The 26,462-nt window shown below is 42.8% G+C and carries 24 protein-coding genes; 16 read left to right on the top strand and 8 right to left on the bottom strand.

Going from position 1 to position 26,462, the window contains the following annotated elements:
* Both NBH06_RS01540 and NBH06_RS01535 read left to right on the top strand, forming a co-directional pair.
* A complete protein-coding gene (locus tag NBH06_RS01540; RefSeq protein ID WP_250792455.1) occupies positions 1-1,470 on the top strand; it encodes an aminoacyl-histidine dipeptidase in 1,470 nt (489 codons plus the stop codon).
* Between the two features lie 243 nt (positions 1,471-1,713).
* Positions 1,714-2,142 (top strand): hypothetical protein, encoded by a 429-nt coding sequence (locus NBH06_RS01535; RefSeq protein WP_229033589.1) that lies wholly within the window; start codon positions 1,714-1,716, stop codon positions 2,140-2,142.
* A gap of 23 nt (positions 2,143-2,165) precedes the next feature.
* Here the strand turns inward: NBH06_RS01535 and NBH06_RS01530 are convergent, their stop codons facing one another.
* From NBH06_RS01530 to NBH06_RS01520, 3 genes are read right to left on the bottom strand one after another with little or no spacing between them, the layout of a single operon-like run.
* Positions 2,166-2,411, bottom strand: coding sequence for a DUF4834 family protein (locus tag NBH06_RS01530; protein WP_250792453.1), 246 nt, complete (start codon positions 2,409-2,411; stop codon positions 2,166-2,168).
* A gap of 56 nt (positions 2,412-2,467) precedes the next feature.
* On the bottom strand, positions 2,468-3,169 hold the full coding sequence (pssA, locus tag NBH06_RS01525; RefSeq protein WP_250792451.1) for a CDP-diacylglycerol--serine O-phosphatidyltransferase: 702 nt from the start codon (positions 3,167-3,169) through the stop codon (positions 2,468-2,470).
* Between the two features lie 7 nt (positions 3,170-3,176).
* On the bottom strand, positions 3,177-3,836 hold the full coding sequence (locus NBH06_RS01520; protein WP_195331286.1) for a phosphatidylserine decarboxylase family protein: 660 nt from the start codon (positions 3,834-3,836) through the stop codon (positions 3,177-3,179).
* A gap of 394 nt (positions 3,837-4,230) precedes the next feature.
* On the opposite strand from NBH06_RS01520, the gene NBH06_RS01515 reads away from it, so the two are divergent.
* The 9 genes from NBH06_RS01515 to NBH06_RS13510 all read left to right on the top strand — a co-directional run bounded on the left by NBH06_RS01515 (position 4,231) and on the right by NBH06_RS13510 (position 12,788).
* Entirely contained in the window at positions 4,231-5,181 is a 951-nt protein-coding gene (locus NBH06_RS01515) for a hypothetical protein (RefSeq protein WP_195633073.1), read from the top strand.
* Positions 5,178-5,621 carry a type II CBASS E2 protein gene (locus tag NBH06_RS01510; RefSeq protein ID WP_008860978.1) on the top strand — a complete coding sequence of 148 codons (444 nt, stop codon included), beginning with the start codon at positions 5,178-5,180 and terminating at the stop codon, positions 5,619-5,621. The genes NBH06_RS01515 and NBH06_RS01510 overlap by 4 nt, the downstream gene beginning before the upstream one ends.
* Before the next feature lie 23 nt (positions 5,622-5,644).
* Positions 5,645-5,854 carry a hypothetical protein gene (locus NBH06_RS01505; RefSeq protein WP_008860977.1) on the top strand — a complete coding sequence of 70 codons (210 nt, stop codon included), beginning with the start codon at positions 5,645-5,647 and terminating at the stop codon, positions 5,852-5,854.
* A 6-nt stretch (positions 5,855-5,860) separates the two neighbouring features.
* Positions 5,861-7,093: a HesA/MoeB/ThiF family protein gene (locus NBH06_RS01500; RefSeq protein WP_250792449.1), complete on the top strand. Its 1,233-nt coding sequence runs from the start codon at positions 5,861-5,863 to the stop codon at positions 7,091-7,093.
* An 11-nt stretch (positions 7,094-7,104) separates the two neighbouring features.
* A complete protein-coding gene (locus tag NBH06_RS01495) occupies positions 7,105-7,479 on the top strand; it encodes a hypothetical protein (RefSeq protein WP_021892045.1) in 375 nt (124 codons plus the stop codon).
* Positions 7,480-7,912: 433 nt separating this feature from the next.
* Positions 7,913-8,857 carry an RluA family pseudouridine synthase gene (locus tag NBH06_RS01490; protein ID WP_195331278.1) on the top strand — a complete coding sequence of 315 codons (945 nt, stop codon included), beginning with the start codon at positions 7,913-7,915 and terminating at the stop codon, positions 8,855-8,857.
* A gap of 133 nt (positions 8,858-8,990) precedes the next feature.
* Positions 8,991-11,450 (top strand): phenylalanine--tRNA ligase subunit beta, encoded by a 2,460-nt coding sequence (pheT, locus tag NBH06_RS01485; protein WP_250792446.1) that lies wholly within the window; start codon positions 8,991-8,993, stop codon positions 11,448-11,450.
* 34 nt (positions 11,451-11,484) lie between these two features.
* Positions 11,485-12,213 (top strand): YebC/PmpR family DNA-binding transcriptional regulator, encoded by a 729-nt coding sequence (locus NBH06_RS01480; protein ID WP_008860972.1) that lies wholly within the window; start codon positions 11,485-11,487, stop codon positions 12,211-12,213.
* A gap of 443 nt (positions 12,214-12,656) precedes the next feature.
* On the top strand, positions 12,657-12,788 hold the full coding sequence (locus NBH06_RS13510) for a hypothetical protein (RefSeq protein ID WP_284703166.1): 132 nt from the start codon (positions 12,657-12,659) through the stop codon (positions 12,786-12,788).
* A gap of 42 nt (positions 12,789-12,830) precedes the next feature.
* Here NBH06_RS13510 and NBH06_RS01475 read toward each other — a convergent pair whose 3' ends face one another.
* The 3 genes from NBH06_RS01475 to NBH06_RS01465 all read right to left on the bottom strand — a co-directional run bounded on the left by NBH06_RS01475 (position 12,831) and on the right by NBH06_RS01465 (position 15,804).
* Positions 12,831-14,096: a leucine-rich repeat domain-containing protein gene (locus NBH06_RS01475; RefSeq protein ID WP_250792444.1), complete on the bottom strand. Its 1,266-nt coding sequence runs from the start codon at positions 14,094-14,096 to the stop codon at positions 12,831-12,833.
* Positions 14,097-14,293: 197 nt separating this feature from the next.
* Positions 14,294-15,313, bottom strand: coding sequence for a leucine-rich repeat domain-containing protein (locus NBH06_RS01470; RefSeq protein WP_195331275.1), 1,020 nt, complete (start codon positions 15,311-15,313; stop codon positions 14,294-14,296).
* A gap of 32 nt (positions 15,314-15,345) precedes the next feature.
* Positions 15,346-15,804, bottom strand: coding sequence for a DUF695 domain-containing protein (locus NBH06_RS01465; RefSeq protein ID WP_008860969.1), 459 nt, complete (start codon positions 15,802-15,804; stop codon positions 15,346-15,348).
* Between the two features lie 187 nt (positions 15,805-15,991).
* Here NBH06_RS01465 and NBH06_RS01460 point away from each other — a divergent pair, with 187 nt between their 5' ends.
* Positions 15,992-16,876, top strand: a complete 885-nt coding sequence (locus NBH06_RS01460; RefSeq protein WP_250792442.1) for an SGNH/GDSL hydrolase family protein — start codon at positions 15,992-15,994, stop codon at positions 16,874-16,876.
* Positions 16,877-16,882: 6 nt separating this feature from the next.
* Entirely contained in the window at positions 16,883-18,241 is a 1,359-nt protein-coding gene (locus NBH06_RS01455; protein WP_250792441.1) for a DNA recombination protein RmuC, read from the top strand.
* Positions 18,242-18,319: 78 nt separating this feature from the next.
* On the opposite strand, the gene NBH06_RS01450 is transcribed toward NBH06_RS01455, so the two are convergent.
* Together NBH06_RS01450 and NBH06_RS01445 are read right to left on the bottom strand one after the other, a co-directional pair.
* Positions 18,320-19,237 (bottom strand): bile acid:sodium symporter family protein, encoded by a 918-nt coding sequence (locus NBH06_RS01450; RefSeq protein ID WP_250792439.1) that lies wholly within the window; start codon positions 19,235-19,237, stop codon positions 18,320-18,322.
* A 237-nt stretch (positions 19,238-19,474) separates the two neighbouring features.
* Complete coding sequence (locus NBH06_RS01445; RefSeq protein WP_250792437.1) at positions 19,475-20,530, bottom strand: endonuclease/exonuclease/phosphatase family protein; 1,056 nt, start codon at positions 20,528-20,530, stop codon at positions 19,475-19,477.
* A gap of 504 nt (positions 20,531-21,034) precedes the next feature.
* On the opposite strand from NBH06_RS01445, the gene NBH06_RS01440 reads away from it, so the two are divergent.
* The 3 genes from NBH06_RS01440 (at position 21,035) to NBH06_RS01430 (ending at position 26,342) form a co-directional block, all read left to right on the top strand.
* Entirely contained in the window at positions 21,035-24,049 is a 3,015-nt protein-coding gene (locus tag NBH06_RS01440) for a carboxypeptidase-like regulatory domain-containing protein (RefSeq protein WP_250792435.1), read from the top strand.
* A 15-nt stretch (positions 24,050-24,064) separates the two neighbouring features.
* Entirely contained in the window at positions 24,065-25,087 is a 1,023-nt protein-coding gene (locus NBH06_RS01435; protein WP_250792433.1) for a DUF5689 domain-containing protein, read from the top strand.
* A gap of 100 nt (positions 25,088-25,187) precedes the next feature.
* Entirely contained in the window at positions 25,188-26,342 is a 1,155-nt protein-coding gene (locus NBH06_RS01430; protein WP_250792431.1) for a DUF6359 domain-containing protein, read from the top strand.
* Positions 26,343-26,462: the final 120 nt, after the last annotated feature.

Raw genomic sequence — 26,462 nt, 5'->3', positions numbered from 1 at the left:
ATGGACAACAAAATCACATCTCTTCAACCGCAGGCAGTATGGAAATATTTCAATGCGATTTGTCAAGTACCTCGTCCGTCGGGTCATCTCGATAAAATCACCGAGTATATAATGGGTGTAGGTCGTTCTTTGGGATTGGAGACCATTTTGGATAAGGCCGGGAATGTCATTATTCGCAAACCTGCCACACCCGGTATGGAAAACCGCAAGCCGGTTATTCTTCAAGGACACATGGATATGGTTCCTCAGGCGAATAAATCGGTGAACCATAATTTCGAGACCGATCCGATTCTTCCTCGTATCGACGGTGAATGGGTGAGCGCTACCGAAACGACATTGGGAGCTGATAATGGTATAGGTATTTCTTCGATTTTGGCGATTCTCGAATCGAAAGAGATACAGCATGGACCTATCGAAGCTTTGTTTACTAACGACGAGGAGACCGGTATGTATGGAGCCATAGGGCTTGAATCGGGTGAGTTGCAAGGTGAAATATTATTGAATACCGACTCGGAGCAAGATGGCGAATTGTATATGAGCTGTGCCGGAGGGGTAGATGTAAATGTTGAATTTAAATACAAAGAGGAGGCTTATACTCCGGTTGCTGGTGAGATAGCTTTGAAATTGACTTTGGGCGGATTGCATGGCGGTCATTCGGGTGTGGATATTCATTTGGGAAGAATGAATGCTAACAAGGAGATGTTCAGGTTCTTGAAAGAGGCTGTATCGGAGTATGGAGCTCGTTTGGCTCATTATAACGGAGGAACGTTGCGAAACGCCATACCGCGTGAAGCAGAGGCTGTGGTGACTATTTTATCAGAAGATAAAACCGATTTCATGGTCGCTGTCGATGAGTTTTTCTCCACTTTGAGACGGGAATATGGTTTTATTGAAGATAGGTTGGTTTTTAAAGCCGAGGAGGTTTCACTCCCGAAAACTCTTTTGCCGGAAGAGATACAAGACGATCTTATCAATGCCGTTGTCGCTTGTCATAATGGCGTGTATCGTATGATTCCTGATGCCCCAGAGGTGGTAGAAACATCGTCCAATCTTTCTATTGTGCGTACTTCGGAGGGGCTTGTCGAAATACAGATTTTGGTGCGGAGTTCGAGTGAAACCATGAAAATGGCTTTGGCATCGGAATTGGAAAGTACTTTTGCTTTGGCAGGAGCCAGAGTGGAGTTTGATGGTGCATATCCCGGCTGGGAACCTAATTTTAAATCGGATATATTGAACTTGATGAAAAAAATATATCCGCAAGTTACCGGAAAAGAGGCTGATGTAAAAATGATGCATGCCGGATTGGAGTGTGGTATTATCGGAGCTAATTATCCGGGATTGGATATGATTTCCTTTGGGCCTACTATTAAGCACCCTCACTCACCGAATGAAAAAGTTGAGATTTCTACGGTCGAGACTTTCTGGAAGTTGTTGGTGGCAGTCCTTGAAAATATTCCGGAAAAAGATTAAATACAATATTCGTTAAAAGCCGTCGATATGGAAAGCGGTATCGACGGCTTTTTTGTTTGTTGTATATGTCGTATATAAAAATGTTATCTTTGTGTGGAAAATAAGAGCCTTCCAGTAAGTTTTCCGCTGGTGTGAAAACAGGGCGTGCATTTGTTGTTCGACAAAGTGTTTTTTGTAATTGGATAGGAAGATACTTTTTGAAAAGTAGGATAATTTGAGTAAATTTTGAAAAATATAAATGAGATGGATAGTCATGTAAATCAAAATGAATCGAGTAACCAAGTCTCTGGCAAGGTGCGTCGATCATTCCGTCGTTTCATTCGGGTTGCCATTGTATTGCTCCTATTGGTTGGGGGAGCTTTTTTTTATGTACGTTATTATTTTGTCTTTGGGTCGGGGGTAAAAGCCGGTACTTTGAATTATGTCGTAAAAAAAGGATATGTATTCAAAACCTATGAGGGAATTCTCATTATGGAAGGTTTTCGCACCGAGAGCCGGGGAACGTTACAGTCCAATCAATTTGTCTTTTCTGTGGATAATGCCAATTTGGCAGACTCTCTCATGCGATTGAGCGGCCGTCATGTGGAGCTGAAATATAACGAATATCTTGGAGCTTTGCCCTGGCGTGGATATAGCAATTTTATAGTAGAAGAGATTTTATCTGTAAAGTAGAAAATAGATAATAAACTTATTATCTATTTCTCTTTTATATCTTCGAAATCTATATATTCTCCTTCGTCGTCTTGGATAACCTTTTTGTTCTTTTTCGTATGGGTGTACCATGTGGTACGCCCTTTGTTGTTTTGTCCCTGTTGTCCAAAGGGATCCTTGACGCTATTTTTCTTCCCGAAGAAGAACCGGAGGATAAGTTGAAATATACCTATAATGGGTACTATGAAGATAATAAAAGCTATGATGAGGAGCAGTCCAAGAGCATGCATAATTGATACTTGTTAAGTTTATGTATGTTAGAACAAAAATCGTTCCGTTTTTGTTGTTAATGCTTCTTGGCTGTCAACAGCGATAATATTATATACAAGCCTATTGTTGCGGCGAGGCCTGCCAGTCCGAAAAAGATAAGGAAAATTACGGCAGCGATTAAAATCAAGTAACGAAGATAATTTTCTTTTAACTTCAAGTTCTTGAATTTTAAAGAAAACATGGGAATCTCCGAAATCAATAGGAAAGAGAAGAGAATGACTAAGCAGACGATAGCGTATCCACAGGCTTTGTCCTCTATTTGTAAGCCGGCTTGACATATTCCTATCCAAAAAAGAGCGTTGGCAGGAACGGGCAACCCGATGAACGAGGTTGTCTGACGAGCATCGATATTGAATTTCGCTAAACGGAGTGCGGAGAAAACAGGAATGAGCAATGCGCTTAATGCCCACCAGATCTGATAGGAATCGTTTATTCCATGAAAGACACTGTCGTATAGCATGAAATGCATGGCCATGAATCCCGGTGCAAGCCCGAAGCTGATAAGATCGGCGAGTGAATCCAATTCTTTTCCCATCGGAGAGTAAGCATGGAGCAAACGTGCCGCCATGCCGTCTAAAAAGTCGAATAATGCGGATAACCCTATGCATAAAGCAACTATGTCGTACTCTCCTTTGTATGCGAAAAGACAGGCAAAACACCCTGAAAGGAGATTGAGACAAGTAATACTATTAGGGATATTTTTTGTAATGGCATTCATGAGAGCTTTATTTTAGACGGGCTATTTCGGTGAGGTCGCCTATTGTTTTATCGTGTAGAGCTACTTTAATATCGCAATCGAGCGGAAGGTACAAATCTACGCGTGAACCGAATTTTATAAAGCCCATGTGTTCGTCGATGTCACAGGTATCACCGACTTCGGCGTAAGTTACAATGCGACGCGCCACTGCACCGGCAATTTGTCTGACTAAGATTTCCTCACCATTTTCAGCCTTGATGACTACCGTGGATCTTTCGTTGTCTGTGCTCGATTTAGGTAAATAGGCTGCCATAAAGCGGCCTTGTTGATGACTTACATGGATTACTTTTCCGGCAACGGGAAACCAGTTGGCGTGTACGTTGAATATATTCATAAAGATAGAAACTTGCATACGTTTGTCATGAAAGTATTCATCTTCGAGAACTTCTTCAAGAACGACTACGACACCGTCTGCCGGTGCGACTATGGCATTTTTAGGATTACCTTTGAAATGCCGTTTGGGAGACCGGAAAAAATTAACTACCAGAAAGAAAAATATAATGGAGACGGCGTGGATTAGATAAGCCAGCCATGTTATTTTTATCCATAGATATACCGGCAAATTCAAAAGAGCCAGAATGATAAAAAGAATAAGTAATATATTTTTCCCTTCTCGGTGTATTTTCATTTTCATCTTTTAACTCGATTTAGAAGTAGCGAACAAAGGTAATAGTTATTTATGGAAAGACAAAAACAAGGACTCTTTTTTGTATGATTGGGAAAGTGAATGAGAATTATAGACCAGTTTAGAAGCTGTTTTAAATTTATTCCGAGACAGATTGAGACCTATGTTGAAGCCGATTGGAGTCCGAGATATGCAGTCAATAGGGGGCTATTGACAAAAATCAAGGGATTCAAGATGCGAGACAGGGGCTCAATATGGCCGGAACATATCTGCTTGAAATGATAATAGTATTTCTCAATAAATTTAAAGCAGCTTCTTATAATTAAATTTATAGTTATAAGTTTGTAAATGTCGATATCTTTTATTTATATTGCGTAATCATGAAAAACAAGAGATTATGGATATTGGGCGAATAGCTCATGGGGGCGTATATATTTATCGGGGGGAATTAGATTTCATGGCGAGGACAATATTGGATTCTCCTCACATGGAAACCGGCGGTAATTTGTTTGGCTATTGGACGCCGAGCGGAGATGCCGTAATCATGTATGTGTTGGGTCCCGGTAGAAAGTCGGTCTGTCGTTTTACCAGTTTTATACAAGATGCCGATTATTTGCAGTTGCATGCCGATAGATTATTCGAAGAGTACCATCTCTCCCATATCGGTGTGTGGCATTCGCATCATGGTTTGGGATTGTCGCATCCGAGCGGAGGCGATGTGCAATCGATACAAGAGGGTATGCTGGCAGACGGGCTGTCGCGGTGTATATTGGCTATTGGAATTTGCGATAGGGCAGGGGCCTCTGTCAATGCTTTTTCTTTTGTATGTACTGGCGAAGGGGTAAAGATGAACTTAGTGCCGTGGAATGTGGTGCAAGGAGACGGTTCGGTAAGGAGTCGTTATGATGCGGCTTATCGGGATTCTGTGATAATGCCGCAGGTCAAAGAGGCTGTGTATCATGGGTTGAATATGATTCCGGTACAACAGATGCCGCCGGAGAATGGCGTGACGTTCGATACCGGTTTTTGGTTGAATAATAAAGAAAACCGTTTGCAGTTGAAGCGTATCGTCTCTTATATACAGTCGAAATATTCCGCTGTGAAACTGTTGAAAGTAGATGACATGACTATTGAAATCAGATTCGATATACCTCGTCGGTCTTCTTGGAGGATTGTTTTCGATAAAGATTTTCCGAGTCGGGCGCCTTACGTTGTCCGGTATGAGGCGGGAGAAACTACTTCTTGGAGCTTGGGGGCATTGGGAAAAAACGGTACACCTCACTGGCTTTCGTCGTTTTCAGAGATGGGACAATCGGTTATTAACAGTTTAAAATATTTATCGATATGACTTATGACAGATATCAAATAGAATTAGGTGTATTGCAAAATTCGACGATAAAATCGAAACAGTACAAATTTATGGATATGGACACGCCGTATCCGTATTTGGCGGTCGCCATTCAGACTAATTCTCTACGATGCTACGTGGTGAAAATAGACCTTTCGGACAATTATCCCTATAATATACCGAAGGTTTTTATTACGAGTCCTAAACCCTTGTTGACGCGTTCCGGCGGTAGTATGCTGCAAGCCAGTCACAGTATGCATACGCTTACCGGAGAAAACGGCTGTGTGAGGGTTTGTCATTACGGTTATGAGGATTGGGCTCCGAATCGAATAACTTTGTATCAGATTATTATTAAGGTTCGCATTTGGCTCGAAATGTATGAATGTCATCTGAAAACGGGAAAGACGCTCGATGAATTTTTGAAAGGGGCAAATTATTGATCTATTAAAGAATATAACTAACTATGGGACTATTTGGAAAAAAACAAACTGACGATTGTGAAGATTTGGGTGAAGCTCTGGCTCAAACCAACAGTGGACGTAGAGAAGTAGAATTGGTTATCGGAGACGATGGAGAACTGGAAGCGATGACTCCCGATGAAGCGGAAAAAAGCGGAAAGGAAAAAGTGGGCACGACAATAGGAACCAAACCTTATTATAATGATAAAGAATAAGGTGCTATGGAACCGATAGTGTACATTTATCAGGATCATTTGCAGGATTTTTGGAATAGCGGGCAATCACAATGTTTCGGCGCTGCTTTTGAGTGGAAAGGCGAACAGGTTTACCATGTCTACATCAAGTATCCGCAGGTGGCTCCGACAGGATATTCCATGCCTTGTCTCTTTCGGGTAGTCGATACTGATGATTATGAAAAGGCCGAAGATGTGGTTTTGTCTGTTTATGCATCGATGCCGGAAGAGGCAAAACGAGTTCCGGTTGTTATTGTTTGCATTCATGTCGAAGACACGAAAGTCAGCTCTCGTGCTTTTATTGTCGATGACGGAAGAATCATCGAGGCGGTTGTGAAATATGTGCCTCGCAAGAGTGAGCTTTATACTCGCAGTAAAGGGCTACTCGAAGTGGGAGCGTTGGAGTCGAAAAAGGTCCTTATCGTAGGGTTAGGCAGCGGTGGCGCACCTATTGCCGTCGAGTTGGCGAAAGCCGGTGTAGGGCATTTTATACTGATGGATTTCGATCGTATAGAATTGCACAATATCGCTCGTCATATCTGTGGGGTGAACGAATTGGGACGGCTCAAAGTAAATGCCGTGAAAGATGCCATATTATTGAAAAACCCGTATGCGCAAGTAGAGACCTACGATATCGATATGAATAAGCAGCTTGATATTCTTGAAAAATGTGTGGCAGAATCGGATCTTACCATAGTTGCGACGGACGAGTATGCGAGCAGATATAACATCAATGCCCGTTTGGTGAAATTGGGTAAAGTGGGATTGTTTGGCAGGGCTGTCACTCGCGCCGAGGGTGGCGATATATTACGCGTAAGACCGGGTGGACCGTGTTATGCCTGCTTGACGGGGAATCCTATTTATCATCAGAATGACGAGATTACCGATGTGCGTCGGGCCAGAGAGTTGGGAGTTATACCGGCATATGTGTCGGACGAGGATGCTCATGCGATGGTTCAGGTGGGATTATCGACCGATATCGCACCGATTAACAATATGATGGTAAAATTGGCATTGAACGAGCTATCTCGTGGAATCGAGTGCGGCATATCTTCGCTGATAGAAGAGTTGACCTATGATTATTATATTTGGGCCAATCGTCGGGATTTCCAATTTGCCAACTGGGCTCCATTCAATCGGAATCCGAATAGACATTTGACGATACTCCGTTGGTATGGAGTAAAATTGAAAAAAGATTCCGAGTGCTTGGAGTGTAGATAGTTTTTGGGGCTATGGGCGATCGTATCATTACGTTGCGTAACGGGACTCGTGTGAATATGTCGACCGGTGAAATCATTTCACAGGGCAGGCCGCGATATCCTCACCGGCCGAGGCGTTCGTTTTGGCGAAGGGTAGGCGATGGCTTTTCTCGATTTTTCGGTTTTGTTTGGTCGGTGTTGGCATTTATTTTATCGGCTGTGGTTTTCATATGGAAGGCTATGGGGTATATCATTTTGTATGGAGGATTGTTGAGTATTATTGTTACGGTGATTTCTGTTTGGATTAGCGATGGTTTTTTCTCTGCGTTAATTGCCGGTGTCGTCAGTTTCTTTGTGTGGGGACTTGTCGTGGGTGTCGCTGATAAATTGGGAATGTTGCCCGATTAGAAAATGGGCATGGTTTATACTAATATTTACACTTTTTCGAAGCATATAAAAAGAGGGAAGTGAAGTTGTCTTTGCGATTGAATTAAACCTCCTCCACTGTGTTTTGCACAGCAAAATATAGGGGAGGTGTCCGCAAGACGGAGGGGTTAACCCTTACAGCCAAAAAGTCTATAAAATCTTTTCAACCCCTCTCCTCAGAAACTGCCGTTTCTTCGGTGTCTCTCCTATATTGCTAACGCAGCACCTCATAATGTTACGGGAAACGGCAGGGGAGAAGGAGGAACGCAATTCATCGCATTCGCCAAAATTCATGCCTATCCCCGTTGTTTTTTATAGAACCGTGTTAATGCGAAAATAAGCTATACTTCGGCATTTCCAAATAAATTTGTTTCTGCTCTTGGTTTACACTATCTTTGCACAAAAAATAAATAATATGCGCCAACCTTCCGATAAACGGCCCTTACGTCGGTTTTCCGAAAAAGATATCAAGCGTTTCAAAGTAGAGCACGACGATACATTGCTGAATTATCTATTGACTTTGTTTGGAGACAAAAGCCGCACGACAGTTAAATCTTATCTGTCTCACCGGCAAGTCGCTGTCAATGATATGCCGGTTACCCAATTCGACACGATGTTGCATGCCGGGGACGAATTGAAAATTAATTTTAAGCGAGGTTTCAGTGTGTTTAAACACAATCGTTTGAAGATGGTTTATGAAGATGAGTATATCATTGTCATAGATAAGGGGTATGGATTGCTTTCGATGTCGACAGAACGTATAAAGACCGGAACGGCATATAGTATACTCAGCGATTATGTGAAATCCCAGAACCCGGAGAACAAGCTGTTCATCGTGCATCGTCTCGACAGGGATACTTCGGGTTTGATGATGTTTGCTAAAAGCAAAGGAATACAGGAACAGTTGCAGCATAATTGGCACAATATCGTATTGGAACGTAAATATGTAGCAGTAGTAGAGGGCGTGATGGAGCAACCCGAGGGAATGGTTCGTTCCTATTTGACCGAAAATGCGGCTTTCCAAGTTTATTCGACCGATAATCCCGATGAGGGGCAGTTGGCGATTACTCGTTATAAGGTATTGGGAGGAAACAGCCGTTTTTCGTTGGTAGAACTCGATTTGGAGACGGGACGTAAAAATCAGATACGGGTTCACATGCATGATCTCGGTCATAGTATTATCGGAGATCGCAAATACGGTGCGCATGGCAGTCCTTTGGGACGTGTGGCTCTACATGCGGTTAAATTACGCTTTGCTCACCCGGTAACACGGCGTGAGATGAATTTCGAGACTCCCATACCGGCTCGATTCTTGTCGATAACATCGGGGACAAATAGAATAAATACTGCTGAGAAATAGCTTTTAGAACCTTTTAAATTGGTCGATAGCTTGGCTTTTTAAACAGTTTCTTATTAACTTTGGCAAAATTTTCGGAAGAGCTTTTTCAAGGCTTTTTCGGCGTTTTTTAGAAAGAAGATAAAATTAGTTCGTTATGAATATTTCGTATAATTGGTTGAAAGATTACGTGAATTTTGACCTTTCTCCCGAGGAACTTTCGGCAGCTCTCACCTCTATCGGTTTGGAGACCGGTGGAATTGAAGAGGTGCAAACCATCAAGGGCGGCCTTAACGGGCTGGTTATCGGTAAGGTTCTCACTTGTGAGGATCACCCCAACTCAGATCATTTGCACATTACTACCGTGGATTTGGGGGAATCCGAGCCTGTTCAAATCGTGTGTGGAGCTGCGAATGTCGCGGCGGGACAATACGTGGTAGTGGCTACGTTGGGTACTGTTTTGTATAGTGGTGAAGAAAGTTTTACGATTAAAAAATCGAAGATTCGCGGAGTGGAATCTTTCGGTATGATTTGTGCCGAAGACGAAATAGGTATAGGAACTTCGCACGATGGCATTATCGTGTTGCCGGGAGAGGTAAAACCCGGTACACTGGCCAAAGACTATTATAACATAAAGAGCGATTATGTCCTCGAAGTGGATATTACCCCGAATCGTATCGATGCAGCTTCGCATTATGGCGTTGCCCGTGATTTGGCCGCTTATTTGACACAAAGGGGTAAAGATGCCGGATTGCACAGGCCGTCGGTAAACGATTTCGCTATCGATAGAAAAGAGGGCGGTATCGATGTCGATGTAGCGAACCATGAAGCATGTATCCGGTACAGCGGAGTGACGATGCGGAATGTGAAAGTGGCAGAAAGTCCCGATTGGTTGAAGCAACGTTTGTCCGCTATCGGATTGCGTCCGATCAATAATGTGGTGGATATTACCAATTATATACTCCATGCTACCGGACAACCGCTGCATTGTTTTGATTTGAATCGAATTGCCGGAGGGAAAGTCATCGTGAAACCTGCCGTAGAGGGTGAGAAATTCGTCACACTCGATGAGGTAGAGCGTACGTTGACTTCCAACGACTTAATGATATGTAATGAGAAGGAATCGATGTGTATCGCCGGTGTGTTCGGCGGTTTGAAATCGGGTGTAACCAACGATACGACCGATATTTTCTTGGAGTCGGCTTGCTTTAATCCCACATGGGTGCGTAAGACAGCTCGCCGTCAAGGATTGAATACCGATTCGTCTTTCCGCTTCGAGCGTGGTGTCGATCCTAATGATACTCTATATGCTTTGAAACGGGCGGCTCTATTGGTGAAAGAATTGGCCGGAGGTGAGATTTGCGGTGAAGTTGTGGATATATATCCCAATCCGGTAGCTCCGTTCCCTGTAACCCTTACGTATGAAAAAATCGATACTCTCATCGGGAAACATATTCCGGCCGATACGGTCAAGAGCATATTGGACAGCCTTGAAATAAAGATCGTTTCTGAAACAGAAAAGGAACTTTCGTTGCAAGTTCCTACATATAGGGTCGATGTGCAGCGAGATGTCGATGTGATAGAAGATTTACTTCGTATCTATGGATATAATCATGTCGAAATATCCGATCGGGTACATTCCAGCCTTTCTTATAAGACTGTTACCGACCAAAGTCACCAGTTCCAAAATTTAGTTTCGGAACAGCTCACGGGGTGCGGGTTTAATGAAATCATGAACAACTCATTAACCTGTGGCGCTTATTACGACGATTTGCAAGTTTGGCCTCGTGCGCATTGCGTGGCTTTGCTTAATCCGTTGAGCAATGACTTGAATGTAATGCGCCAAACCCTTTTATTCGGTGGATTGGAAAGTATTTCACACAATATAAACCGTCGTCGGGCCAACTTGCGTTTTTACGAATGTGGTAATTGTTATTACTTTGACCCGGAGGCTCATAATGAAGAGAAAGTTTTGTCGGGTTATTCCGAAGAAAAACATTTCGCTTTGTGGCAGACCGGTAATCGAGTGGAAGGAAGCTGGGCGCATGCCGATGAGAAATCTTCGGTTTACGAAATGAAGGCTTATGTGGAGAATATTTTTGCCCGTCTTGGAATCGCCGGTGATATTATCGCGACACAGACAAGCGACGAGATTTATTCGGTAGCTTTGACTTATAGCAACCGGGGAGGAAAGATACTAGGAAAGATGGGGCTTGTCTCGCATAAGGTACTCAAACGTTTCGATATCGATGTCGAGGTTTCTTTTGCCGAGTTGAATTGGGATTCGCTAATGAAAATGGCTGCGAAACATGCGGTATTGTACAGCGAATTGCCTAAATTTCAAGCGGTGAAACGGGATTTGGCTTTGTTGGTCGATCAGGCGGTTTCTTTTGCCGATATCGAGAAAGTGGCTCGGGAAAGCGAGCGTAAATTGCTCAAAGAGGTCTATCTCTTCGATGTTTATGAAGGGAAGAACCTCCCCGAAGGTAAGAAGTCCTATGCCGTTTCGTTTATTCTTCAAGACGAGAATAAGACGCTTAACGATAAGCAGATAGATGCCATCATGAATAAAATTATAGCCAATCTTCAACAGAAATTGGAGGCACAGCTAAGATAATTCGATTTAATAAAATATAAGTAAAAGATATCCTATGGGAAGAGCTTTTGAATATCGTAAAGCCAGAAAATTGAAACGGTGGGGCAATATGGCCCGTACATTTACGAAAATTGGGAAAGAAATTTCTATTGCCGTTAAAGCCGGTGGCCCCGATCCCGATGCCAATCCGCGTCTGCGTGTATTGATGCAGAATGCCAAAGCGGCGAATATGCCGAAAGAAAATGTAGAACGGGCTATTAAAAAAGCTTCGTCGAAAGATGCCGGCGATTATAAGGAAGTGGTTTATGAAGGATACGGTCCTTTCGGTATCGCTATCGTCGTAGAAACTGCTACCGATAACACGACCCGTACTGTCGCCAATGTACGCAGTTATTTCAATAAAGCCGGAGGATCGTTGGGTACGACTGGTAGCCTTTCTTTCTTGTTCGACCACAAATGTGTGTTTCATATCAAACCCAAAGAGGGTGTCTCGGTGGAGGATCTCGAACTTGAAATGATTGACTATGGAGTCGATGAAGTGGAGGCCGATGAGGAAGAAATCGTACTTTATGGCGAGTTCTCGGAGAATAATAATATCCAACACCATCTCGAAGAGGCCGGTTATGAAATCGTCAGTGCCGAATTCGAACGTATTCCTAACGATGTGAAAGATGTAACACCCGAACAACGCGCTTCTATCGAAAAGTTGATCGAACGTTTTGAGGAAGACGAAGATGTACAAAATGTTTTCCACAATATGAAAGAAGAGGAAGACGAAGAATAAGAATAGAGTACAACTGTCTTGTGAAATAAATAAAAAGAGATGTTTTACCGACATCTCTTTTTATTTATAGTGCCATTTCTCCTTTATAGCTTCTCAGTAGGAAATCAGAGGGGATTGTACTTTTATATAATCTAACGATACAGAAGGTATTGCCCTCCTCCCCCCCAGTTTTGTTGTCAAACAAAATATAAGGGAGGTGTTCAAAGGACGGAGGGGTTAATTCTTACAGCCCAAAAATTCTTGAAATCTTTTCAACCCCTCTCCACAGAAACTGCCGTTTCTTCGGTCTCTCTCCTATATTGCTGACGCAATACCCCGTATGTTTCGTACAATAGGGGAGAAGAACAAACACGATAACCTCCTCCCTTGTGTTTTGTTGTCAAACAAAATATAGGGGAGGTGTCCGTCGGACGGAGGGGTTAATTCTTACAGCCCAAAAACTAATGAAATCTTTTCAACCCCTCTCCACAGAAACTGCCGTTACTTCGGTCTCTCCCCTATTGCTGACGCAACACCCCGTAAGGCTACGGGACACGGCAGGGGAGAAGGAAAATACAATCTATCGTATTCGCTAAAATTCATATTTACCCTCACCAATTTTTACTGAGCCTATTTGATTATAATATTATTTTTATGGTTCTCCCGGCATATTTGATTAGATAAATACCGCTGGGGAGGGGTATTTCGCTGTCTCCGTCCACTGCAAATGTTTTTATACATTTCCCGGTTGTGTCGTAGATACTTATATCTGTACCCGGTTCGATATTTCGAAATGCAATACTATTTTTGTTTCCGAAAATTTTTGCTTTGTTCGGTGAGGGGCGTTCTATTCCTGTGAAATCATTCTCCACGATGTTTTTGAAATTTTTCCATACTTCTGCATTTTTGTAGGCTTGTAAACTACCGGCAGGTACGTGCAGAGTGCATTGATTAAAAATGTCTGCGTCAAAGGTGTCCGTATATGAGTTTGTATGATAGGCTATCGGTGGAATTGTCGAGGAAGCGTAAATTTCTTTTAACGGGGCAGCCCTAAAAGCTCCGTAAAATATATCGGTAACACCTGTTCCCAATTTTAGGGAGACCAGATGATTACAATTCCAAAATGCAGATGTTGCTATGGTCGATACCTTATTGGGAATTACGATAGAGGTCAGACTTGTACAATTATCAAAGGTTCCCTCTCTTATTTCTGATAGATTTTCACTGAGTGTAATAGATGATAATGCCTCACAGCCACTAAATGCATTTTTACCTATTTCGTTGATACTATTGGGCAGTTCTATATATTTTAGGCTATCGCAAGAGAGAAATGCTTCTGCTCCGATTGTGGTGGTATTATTTCCTAATGTGATGTGCTTTAAATTCGGACAAAAATGAAATGTTGATTGTTCTATTTGGGTAACTCCATTGCCAATTATTACAGTTTTTAAACCAAAACTTGCATAAAAGGCATGATGCCCTATTCTTGTGACATTATCGGGGATATTGATATGGCCTAAGTTACAATAGCTAAAAGCTGACGGCTCGATTATCAAGACTCCTGATCCTATATCGATGGAGTCTAATGAAGAGGAAGTGAAGGCTTTTTCTCTAATTGCAATAATATTGTTTGGAATCGAAATTGTTCCGATATTGCACCCCAAAAAAGCTAATGGACCAATTTCTGTGACTTGGTAAGTTTTGTTATTAAATGTTGCTTTTTCAGGGATTATAATATCTCCTTCGTATTCATATTCGGTGGATCCTTCGTAAGTGACACTTACCGTCGAATCGGAGGTGATGTCGTAATAGAATCCGTCACATTCAAAGTCATAAGCGTGGATACTGGGATAAATGCAAAGAGCGACGAGGATAACGACTGTTCGAAGTAATGTATTTTTCATGGCTTTATCGTTTAGGATTTTACAAGAATATGAATAGTGTATGTTCTGTTGGTTGATGGAGCAGATTGTTTTTTTTGTTTAATGCAAGTATAATGAAAAAAATTATAAATTAAAATCTTGATTTGATAAAAATACGTTTTTTAGTATTATAATTCCTGTTCATTATAATTGATTCGAATAAAGAACAACGGTAGGCATCATTCTATATAAATGGTAAATTCATTCCAATAGAGGGCTGTACTATAACTTTTCTTCGCTCGTTTCGACGGGACGAATATTTTACAGCCGATGCGATTTACGTCTCGGAATGTATTTTCTCCGATCAAAGGCGGGTTGCTGTTTTTACAATGTATTTCAGTAAGGCTTTTGCATCCGGCAAAAGCGTAGTTGTTGATAGCGGTGAGCTTGCTGTGTAGTGTAAGAGTAGTGAGACTGGTACAGCCTGAGAATGTGTAGTAATTGATTTCGGTAAGAGTAGTTGGCAAGGATATATCCTTTAATTCGGTACAATTTTCAAAGGCTCCGATACCTACTGTTTTGACAGTCGAGGGGATGCTAATTTCTCGGAGTCCGCTGCAACCCGAAAAAGATTTATATCCTATTTCCCGAATATTTCCCGGTATTTTTATTTCGGTAAGGCTGATGCATTTGGAAAAAGTATAGTCGGATATACGTTGTAATTTCGATGGTATTTTCAGGGTATATAAACTTTTACAACCGGAAAAGGCATATTTTTCGAGATGTAGCAAAGAGTTGGGTAATTCTATATCATACAGATTGATACAGCCGGCGAATGCATACGCTCCGATGGATTTAAGTTTTTTGGGCAGGCGGACGGCTTGCAACCTTTCGCACCATCGAAATGCCGATGCCCCGATAGAATCGAGCGATACAGGGAGAATCACGGCCTCTAATTTTTCATGGCTGGAAATGGCATTATCCGGGAAGTAGTTGTTGGGCAGTACGACGCTTCCTACATCTAAGTAAAGTAATTCCGGCATTTGGCGGATATAGGAAATATCGCTATAATTTAGAGATCCTTTTACGGCTAATTTAGTAATACTGCCTCGTTGGCTCGGTACGATGATTTCAGATAGGGAGCCCGGTTCATTGACAGAGATAGTAGTAATATCTTCCGGTTCGTCTTCTCCATGTGAACATGCCATTTGAGCCGAAAACAGAATGAATATGCCTATATGTAAGAATGCTTTTTTCATTGTGCGAATGGACGTTCAGTGCTGTATCGCTTTCATTCATCGAGGTCTTCATCGTCATTATCCTGATCTTGAAGCTCGCACATTTCCCGATATTCGTTCCATTCGGGGTCTTTCTCGGTATAGATGGTGAGAGGTAACGTTTCGAACGGAGCGAGAGTTTCGTTGAGCATACGTCCGAATGCAGGTATATTGCGGGTATAAAATACCCATGTGCGTTCGCCGTCTCCGGTATAGATTCCTGTGAAAATGGCCAGTTTATCTTTTTCCATAGCCTGTTTCAATACGGTCTGCACTTCTTCCATCAGTTTTCCGGTAGTCTCATTGGGCATGCCTTTACTATCGGCCTCGTATTTCCATGTGATTTCAACACGTTCTTTGAACTTGCCCGATTGAATGAACGGTTCTATCTCGGTACGTCCCGAAACGACAATCATGCGGTCACTGTTTTCGGCTTCGGCAATGGCCGAGAACCATACATCTCCTAATTTCATGCGTTGGAATTTTGTCGGTTACTTGTACAAAAGTAATTATAAAAGTGTGAATAGTGAAATTTATCGTCTGTTTGTAGAGGTGTGATGCAGAATATTTATGCGGGAATGATTTTTTCGTTTGCCTCTGTTCGTGTTATTTAATATCTTTGTTGTCACATTGTTCAAATACAATTGTTTGTATAGGCTTATGAAATATTTCTCTTCTTACTTATGCCTTATCATCTTGTCGATAACGATGGCCTCGTGCGACAAATTTTTTGGAGAGGAACTAACCGACTTGATTTTCGATCATGGAAAATTTGAAATGCCTGATAAGGCTCTGTTTATTGGGAATTCTTTGCTATTGGGTAATGGCGCTTTCGGAATGAATGCAACCGACTCGACGAGCGATTATCATGCCGTTATCCAAAGAAAGTTTTTAAAAGCCAATCCAGCCTATACCGATACGAAATTATCGGGAGTCGATTTTGAGACTTGTGAAAACCGGGCTCAACAGATGGATTGGTTGGATAATAGATTGTGCCCCGTGTTGAGCGAAGATTTGGATTTGGTCGTTATACAGATTGGCGATAATGTAAATACATCGAGTAAAAGAGAAGCCTTCGAGCAAGGGGCAAAAGAGCTGATAGCAACCATAAAAGCCTATGCGCCTCGGGCTCGTATCGTGTGGATTTATGGCTGGTATGTATCGAATAGTGTCATCAAGTCTGTAAAAAATGCGTGTAAACAATATGCCGTGACCCTCGTAGCGATAGACGGCATTAACAAAGCCGGTAATCGCAGTTCGATAGGAACGGTTATCACCCGTGTGGAACCGACCTCTCAGTCCTTGAATTATACTCGTTATACCGTGTTGTCGGATAATCGGTTACAAGTAGATTTTAACGTCGGTGGAAAGAAATACAAAGCCATTGTGCAAACGGAAAGTTATAGCGATAATACCGAGGCTAAAACATTGACTTGGCAAGGATATGAAACGATAACTACCGATAAGGATATCGCTTCTCATCCGGGTAATAACGGGTTCGAGCAGATTGCACAACGATTTTTTGAGGTGTTGAATATAGATTAGATCATTATGATAGCAGTAGGGGTTGGTATATTGGTGGCTTTGGTTGCTACCGTGGTATTTTTTGTCGTGTATAATTCGAGTCGTAAAGGGTGGCAGCAGTCGCTGGCGGTACGCGAAAGCGAGGCGGCTGACTTGAAGGTACGCAACGGTGTGTTGGAGGCGCAGGTGAAAAGCTGTACGGCGCGGTTGGCCGAGGTACAGGCACAACTCGATTTTGCTAATCGGGAGCGAGAGAAACTCAATCGTGAGAAAGGCGATTTACAAGCTCGTAATCAAATGCTTTCCGAAAATATGGAAGTTCAAAAGCAGGAAGTCCAACGTATCCGGCAAGAGATGAACAACGAGTTCAAGGTACTGGCTAACGAGATATTGCAGGAGAAATCGAAGAGTTTTTCCGAGATGAACCACGAACGTCTCGCCGAAATACTCAATCCCTTGAAAGAGCGTTTGGAGGGATTTAAAAAGACCGTGGAAGAAACTTATAATAATGAGGCTCGCGAACGGTTTTCGTTGAAAGAACAGATTAAAGAACTGGTAGAGAGAAGCGAATCCATAGGTGCGGAGGCAAAACAGCTGACTCATGCTCTGCGTGGAGATTCCAAAATACAGGGTGACTGGGGGGAGATGATATTGGAAAGTATTCTCGAAAAATCGGGACTTGAAAAAGATCGGGAATATTTCGTACAGGAAACTTTGCGGGACGAAGAGGGACATACCATACAGGGCTCCGATGGGCGGAAGATGCGTCCTGATGTCATTATCCGTTATCCCGGTGGCGAAAATCATCAAATGGTGATCGACTCGAAAGTGTCTCTCACGGCTTATGTCAATTACGTCAATGCGGAAGATGCCGACGAAGCTCGATTGGCATTGAAGCAGCATTTGGTATCGGTGAGGAAACATATAGACGAGCTGGCCGGGAAGAGCTATCAAGATTATGTCGGGAAAGGCGATCATGTAATGATGTTTATTCCCAACGAGGCTGCCTATCTGGCTGCAATGCAGGCCGATCACGCTTTGTGGCAATATGCCTATGAAAAGAAGGTGCTTTTGTTGAGCCCGACAAATTTGATTGCCGCACTGAAACTCGTAGCCGATTTGTGGCAACGGGACAAGCAGACCCGCAATGCAATCGATATAGCCGAGGAGGGCGGAAAATTGTACGATAAGTTCGCCGGTTTTGTCGATGATATGGAGAAGATTGGTAAATCGTTGAATACGACGGCTATGGCTTATACCGATGCCATGAAGAAACTGAAAACCGGCAACGGAAATCTGATAGGACGTGTAGAGAAACTTAAAGTCATGGGGGTGAAAGCGAAAAAGAATCTTCCGGCGGTGAATGAGGAGGAAGAGGAAAATTAGCTTTTTATGTTTGAATTTGGAATAGTTTTGAGGTCGTTCGACCGGAAAAGATTCGATTTGAAAAAATGAAAACAGTTTCTAAGAGCCTTTCATTGTCTGCTTTTCTTTCAAGTAAAGTTGATAGCTATTGATGCTGTTCTGCCAGATGATATATGATGCCGGGCCTATCGATGTGATAGGCGACAAATAAGTGAGTGCCAGCCAAATGGCAAGCACGGTGTTTTTCTGTCCCAATCCTTGCGCTCCTGAAATTTTATCGCCGTATCGTCCACCTAATTTTCGCCCTATATAAAATTGTCCTATACAAACGATCAAAGAGAGGAGGGCGATAGCGATTTCGAGAGGTATAGCTTCCCTCCCTTGTCCGATGATGAATGTGACCGCTTTGCCCACTACAAGAAAAAGCGAAACTGCCCACATGTAAAACGATAGAGATTGCCGCTTATTCAGTACCGTGTGGATTTTGGGTAGGCATTGTCGTAAGAGGATTGCCACTCCTAAGGGTAGGATAAGTAGTGGTAACACTTTACTGCATATAGTTAGGAAAGAGTCGAGGAAAGAGATGTCGGCATGTATTCCCATGAACGAAAAAATAATCGGCGATAAAATGGCCACAGCCATATTGCTGATTAGACTGTATGAAATTAGTGTCGGGACGTTTCCTCCGAGCATTCCGGTAATGACGGGAGCGGCTGTCGCTGTGGGACAGAAAAGGCAGATGAAAGTTCCTTCCGCTATGATAGGATCCCAAAAATAAAGCGCACCGAATATGGTTAATCCACCGATAACCTGAACAGCGAGAAGCCAACCGTGTAGAGGTTTTATATGTAGATCGTTCGGGGAAATTTTACAGTAGGTAACCAACAGCATAGCAAAAATAAGGATAGGGGCCAGAAGTGTAGCCCATCGGGCTGTAAGGTCGGGGAGTAAATATCCCGCCAAACTTCCGGTAGCCATTGCGACGGGTAGCATATAAGTTTTCGCTTTCTGAGTCATGGGGCAATCCCTTTTGAAATTTCGACACAAAGATAGTGCAAATGAGGGCAAAAGCAAGCTCGCTTGACTTTGCCGAATGCAGCTTATTTTCGCATCCTGCGCAAAGATAGTGCAAATGAGAGGGTATATCATCGAATGAAGATAGGATAACTCGTCGTGTTATATTTTAATTCCGGAGAAAATGAAAAGAGGGGTGATAGAACAATATCACCCCTCTTTTTGTGTTTCGAGCTTTATTTATTTTATCTCTTTGGCTAAATAGATGAGAGTGGGGAAGTGGTCGCTGTAACCATTTAGATAAACTCCCGCAGCATGGGTCCGCAAAGGATAACCCTTGTACTTGCCTTCTTTTTGTTTTAGGAAATCCCGGTTGAATACTTCCGACCGGATATATTTCAAGGTGGAGCGATCTTTACCCAACAGATTTCCCGAAATAATGATTTGGTCGAATAAGTTCCAAGAGCCGTTATAAGCCAATGTGCCTATGCCTTTGTCGAACATTCCCCACATGGTATTGAAATATCCGCCAGCCTGAACATCTTGTTGTTTCTTTTGGGCTCCTAATACGGTTTTGCAACTGCGGTTCGACGGGTCGTCGTTGAGGTCGCCCATAATGATGACTTTCGAGTCGGGGTCGGCCGCTAAAAGAGAGTCAGCCAAATGTTTAGTCAGTGCGGCAGCGGCTTCCCGTTTTGGGCTCGATTGTTTTTCTCCGCCGAGTCTTGAAGGCCAGTGGTTGACAATAAAGTGTACCCGTTCGCCGGCCAATATTCCCGAAACGACTAATTGGTCGCGGGTATGAAGGTTGGGGAATTGAGGGGTATGAAGTCGTGCGCTACGGCTCGATTCGAGTGTAAATTGGTCTTTGTCATATATAAGACCCACATCGATTCCTCTAAAATCGGGAGAGTCGTAATGTACGATTCCATAGTTCCGTTTGGATAATTCGCCGGTATGAATCAAATCTTCCAATACTTGTTTGTTTTCTATTTCCGATACGCCGATAACGGCAGGTCCGTTTTTTAATTTGAACGGGCTGCTGTTGTCTGTGGCAAAATTGCTAATCGCATAAGCAAGGTTGTTGAGTTTATTCCGATATTTTAATCCGCCCCAACGGTACGACCCCGAAGGAGTAAATTCTTCGTCGTTCGTATTCGGCTGATTAATCGTGTCGAACAGGTTTTCAAGATTGTAGAATGCTACCGCATATATAGCGTATTGTTTCTTTTGTGCTTGTGTAACAGTCACTCCTGTCAAGAATACGGCTAATAGCAAGAATCCTATTTTTTTCATAGTTTGTGTGGAATTTTGTTTTTGAAATTTTCGACTTAAATTAAAATGTGGCGCAAGATAACTCTAATTTGACAAATAAGCGAAATTTTTTTAGGAATAAATCTCTATCGGCAGGAATAAATGCGTTTAAAGACATCTTTCCGTGTGCGACGTTCGTAAGAATCATATTATATCATTAGCTCTAATGTTTATGATGGAGATAATGTATTAGGACGATGGGTGAGATATGATTTAGCAGTTGTCGTTTAGAAAGGTATTTTTAACATAGTGATAGGTTTAATAACTTGAAAGTTAGCTTATTTCCCAAAATTTCTTGCATTTTGTCCGATAATTAACATTTTATATAGGGTTACAATTTAACACGATTGTAATAAATATTCCCAACGTAGAAGTTTGTATAATGGAAAATAATCTTTTAATTTGCAAATTCCTTTTCTGCCCCTTGATAAAAGGGGGAATAGGGTTGTAAACATAAACACAGTTATAATTAAACCTTTTGATGTAATGAATCGTAAACTATGGTTATTAATGACATGGCTTCTTGTCGTACCGGCTTTTGTTCAGGCCGCATCAGTAAGAGGTGTTGTCGTTGACTATGAAACAAACAAACCTATTGCGAATGTAAAAGTTGCGATACGGAACGTGTCGGCTGTTACGGATTTTGACGGAAATTTCGAGTTGAAGAAAGTTAGGGCAGGGTCTGTGGTTGTTGTATTTACGGCGGCTGATTATAAGGCTTATTCTGTCGACTTTGTGGTAAATGACGGCGTAAATACCTTGAATGCTTCTTTGCAACCTAAGAAAGCAGACAATACACTCAATCAACAGGTTCTCGAAGATAATGTTTTCGAGCTCGACGAGTCGGCGATAGACGATGAGGGCAGTGCCGCATCTCAATCGGCATCCTATCTGTCCGGCGCTGCCGACGATGTTTATTTGCAAGCGGCCAGTTATTCATATAGCCCTATGCGTTTTAATGTGCGGGGATATGAACAACGGGAATCTTCTACCTATATAAACGGACTTAACTTTAATGATTTGGAACGCGGCCGTTTCAACTATTCGAGTCTCGGTGGGTTGAACAATGCCATGAGGAATAAAGATGCCGTGAATGGTCTTGAAATGCCGGGATATGCTTACGGTTCTTTGGGAGGAACGACGAACATCAACACGCGGGCAACCAACTATGCAGCTGGTACGAATGTAAATGCCGCTTACACGAATCGTGCTTATAAATTGCGCGGACAGGCTATCTACTCGACCGGTATTATGGACAACGGTTGGGCTTTTACCGGGTCGGTCGTTTATCGTTGGGCCGACGAGGGACGCACGGAAGGAACCTTTTACAACTCTTTCGGCTATTTCCTTGCTGCCGAGAAAGTATTGGGCGACCATCGGTTTGCCTTGACGACGTTCGGTGCACCGACCAAACGGGCACAGTCGGCTGCCGTTTCACAGGAGGTTTACGATTATCGGGGAATTTATTACAATCCTTATTGGGGATACCAAGACGGAGAAAAGCGTAATTCCCGCATTGTCCACAGCTATGACCCTACGGCAATTTTTAATTGGGACTGGAAAATCGACGATGAGAGCAAATTGTCTGCCGGCGTAGGATTCCATTACAGCCAATACAGTAATTCGGCGATAGCTTTTTATAACGCGCCCGATCCCCGTCCCGATTATTACCGTAATTTGCCCAGTTGGCAATATTATCAGTTGGCGGTAGATGGTCCCGACGATATTTATAATGCCTATTACAAAGAGGTGAATAAGGGATTGGCCAATCAGATTGCCGATTTGTGGAGAGCCGGCGATCCCAATGTGACCCAGATTAACTGGAATGCGATGTATAGCGCGAACTATGCCAACAATGCCATAAATCCCAACGGAAGTGCCAAGTATATTTTGGAGCGTCGTCACAACAACTTGATGGAAATACCTTTGAACTTTTTGTACACCAATCAGTTGAACAGCGAACTCAAATTGACGGCCGGTATCGAAGCCAAATATGCGAAAGGAATGCACTACAAAACCATCGATGACTTGTTGGGGGCTAATCAGTGGATCGATATAGACCAGTTTGCCGAGCGTGACTTTACCGACAATCAGGACATTATCCAGAATGATTTGGACGACCCGAACCGAGCTGTTTATAAAGGTGATAAGTTCGGATATAATTACAATATGCATGTTATCAATGCTTCGGCATTTATACAGAACGATTGGAAATTACCCTTGTTCGATATCTATTATGCCGCACGTTTATCCTATACCTCTTTCCAACGTGAAGGTTTGATGAGAAACGGTCGTGCCGAGGTTGTTGGAGCCCGGTCTAAGGGCTTGGGTAAACAGATGTATTTTATAGATCCCAGTATCAAGGCCGGTGTCGTATATAAGATAGACGGACATAATCGTTTGTCGTTAAATGCTTTGGCGGAATCTCGGGCTCCGTTGGCCGGTTATGCCTATGTAGCGCCTCGTATTAAAGATACTCGTATCAGAGGTTTGAAATCGGAGAAAGTATTCTCGGCCGATTTGACCTATCAATTGAATACATCGATTGTAAAAGGTCGGGTAACAGGATTCTTCACGGAATTCCGCGATGGCGTAGAAAGTACGGGATATTATCACGATGAGTTCCGCACGTATGTAAATCATACGTTGTCGGGCGTGAATAAACGTCACTTCGGTGTCGAGGCCGGTGTGAGTGTGAAGTTGAACAGCAGCTTCACTATATCGGCGGCAGGAACGTATGGCAGCTACAAATATACCAACGATTGTATGGGAACGATGAGCGCCGAGAACGGTATGAATCTCTTTACCGAACAATTGCCGGTTATAGTCGACGGGCGGGCCGCTTCGACCGATTATACCGAAAAAGTTTACACCGAAGGTCTTCATGTGAGCAACGGTCCTCAGTTGGCCGCAAGCATTACGCTGGATTATTTTCACCCGAAGATGTGGTTTGCCGACATAACGCTTTCTTACTTCGATAACAATTACCTCGATTTCTCTCCGTCGCGTTTCACGCACATGAATATGTATGGCGGAAAATATCCCAATGAAGTGGGATTGGAGCAGAATTACAACGGTTATCGCATTATCGGTATCGATAAGAATGGCCAAACTTCCATGCTTTGGAGCTTTGATCAAAAGACCGGTAAACCGGTTCTTGTTAGGGATTATCACGGGAATAAAGGTTCCGATATCGTTAAGTACTATAATCAGAAGGAGATGATCGGTTCGCAGGAGAAACTTAAAGGCGGGTTCTTGCTCGATGCTTCGGTAGGTAAATTGATTTATCTCAACAATCGTAAGCAACAGTTGAATATCAACCTTAGCTTCAATAATATTCTCAATAATACCGGCATGATTACCGGCGGTTATCAACAAGGTCGTGTCAGCCGGGATAACAAGAGTGTAACCAAAGATATACAGTCGGTGGACAAATTCCCCAATAAATATTATTATGCTTGGGGCTTCAATATGTTTATCAATGTCGGTTTCAAATTTTAATAAATCGTTTAGAGTATGAGACAATTAAAATATATCGGTGTCGTATTTGCAGCTCTTATGCTGTTTACGGCGTGTGAAAAAGAGTTCGATGCCATTCCCGAAGATTTTGCTACGGTTCCCGAGGGCAGCGATGAGGCTTGGCCCCAGACGGTAACCATTCACGACCTTATCGAAAATTTCGATACGAAAGAGGGCCTGTTTACAATCGATACGATCGATTCTCCCAACGACATTATCGTTAGAGGCAGGGTGATTACCGATGACCGTGCGGGCAACGTATATAAATATTTCGTTATACAAAGTCTGGACGATGACCATACTTGTTTGAAAGTTTCGGTCGATGCCGGCAGTCTTTCGGGTATGTTGCCGTTGGGACAAGTGGTGGCCATTCGCTGTAACGGGCTGGTTTTGGGACGTTATGCGGCAGCACCCCAGTTGGGAGTACGCGGATATCGCAACGACAACAAGACTCGTGAAGAGCCCGGGCGTATCCCTTATACGCTGGCGATGAAACATATCCAGAAGATAGGAACTCCCGACCCTTCTAAAATAGTTGTGGAAGAAAAGACTTTGAAAGAGATCACCGAAATGGACAAGTATGGTTATTTCAAAATCGTGAAGATTAAAGATGTCTATTTTACAGGATACGATTCCGATGGAAAGGAATTGAACGATGAGATTCTTCCGTTCCCGTCGGACGGAAAGAATGTGACGGCCACTTTGGCGAAGTACGCTTTGAACCCTATTTTTGCGCCTTCTACTTATAGTGCCGATAAAAAATATAATATCGGGTTTCCGCGTTCTCGGGTGATTGCCGATGACAGTGGCAATACGGTAGATGTATATATCTCAACCAGTGAATACGCCCGGTTTGCCGATCGTCGCATTCCTACCCCCCGTAGCGACAACAAAGGAGAAATTACTGCGATTGCAGGCTGGTTCCAAGATAACGAGGATCGTGACGGAACTTGGCAGTTGACCGTACGGTCGCTGGATAAGCCGTTTGCCGATCTCAAAGGATTCGATTTCCCTCAATAGGGTGAGTCGGGCGCGAAATCAAATGAAATTGGCTATGCCGAGGAGCAACCTATTTTTGCATGAATCGTAATAATATTTTTAACCCCAAATAAATTTTAATATGAAAAAGATGAGAAAATTTGCATGGATTTTTATGGCAGCTATGACAGTTGCCGGATTCTCCGCTTGTTCGAACAGTGAAGACGAGGATCTGCCCGGTAAGGGTGGCGATGGAGGTGAGGGAGGAAATCCTAGTACTCCGTCGGTTGTTGTGAAAGATACGATTTATCAGTTCAACAATATCGAGGCAGATTATACGCCTATCAGTGAATTGTGCCCGGGTTGGACTCACGAGATTATTTCCCCGTCTGACGATGACCGTACATGGCAAAGTAAGATTTTTACAAATAAGACCGATAACTCGGTAGATAAATATATTCAGGCTACCGCTCACGATAGCACCGATAAAAATGCCGGTTTGGCTTATGACTGGTGGATGATTTCTCCGGCTTTGAATGTAAAGGATGCGGCTAAAAAAATCTTCTCTTTTTATAGTGAAGGTTCCTATTGGCAAGCATCTACCAAACTTGAAGTTTATGTGTTGAACGAGCCTAAATCTACCGCTTCGAGCAAGGAAAAACTTGATGTGAAGATTGCTACTTCTGCCGATGGCAATTTCAAATGGGTGGCTTCGGGCGATATCAGCTTGGAAGGAAAAGGCGATATCGTTTATATCGGGTTCCATTATGTGGCCGAAGGAGGCAAATCGAAATCTACAACTTATTGCATAGATGATTTTGCTTTTGGCCGTAATCAGGTAGCTCATTTCATCGAGGAAGGTGTAGAACCTGAACCTACTCCCGAAGTGGATTGGACAAAAGCTAAAACTGTTGCCGAGGCTTTGGAAATTGCAAATGGCGAAACTTTTGCGGTTAAAGGATATGTTGTGGGTTGTATTAAAAATGGACCTTCAAAGACTTCTTATAAATCGTTCGATGAAGCTAAACAAGCCGGAGATATAGAATGGGCTGGTGCTGCTGAATTTACTGGTTATAGCCAAGTATTTATTGCAGATAATGCAGAAGAGACAGATGGTTCGAAATGTCTTTTGGTAAAATTAAATGATACTGATGCCGCTAAGAGTTTGAGAGATGCTGCTAAACTTGAAGGCCATCCGGAGAGAATTGGTATGACTGTTTATGTTAACGGTCTTAAAAAAGCTAACTATGGTCTTCCCGGTATCCGTGAGATCGATGCTTTCAAAGTTGAGGAATAAATAAGTAAGAATTTAGATTCGTGGTGGAACGGAGAGTCGAATTCGGCTCTCCGTTCTTTTATTTATGAGATGATAGGGCATATCTAAAAAATAACTTTCTGTTTTGTGCGATGATATAGC

The organism is Barnesiella sp. B2-R-119, assembly GCF_023656675.1.
Classification (GTDB): Bacteria; Bacteroidota; Bacteroidia; order Bacteroidales; family Barnesiellaceae; genus Barnesiella; species Barnesiella intestinihominis.
The sequence above is the reverse complement of the archived record's forward strand: the minus strand, read 5'-3'. Positions and strand labels throughout refer to the sequence as shown.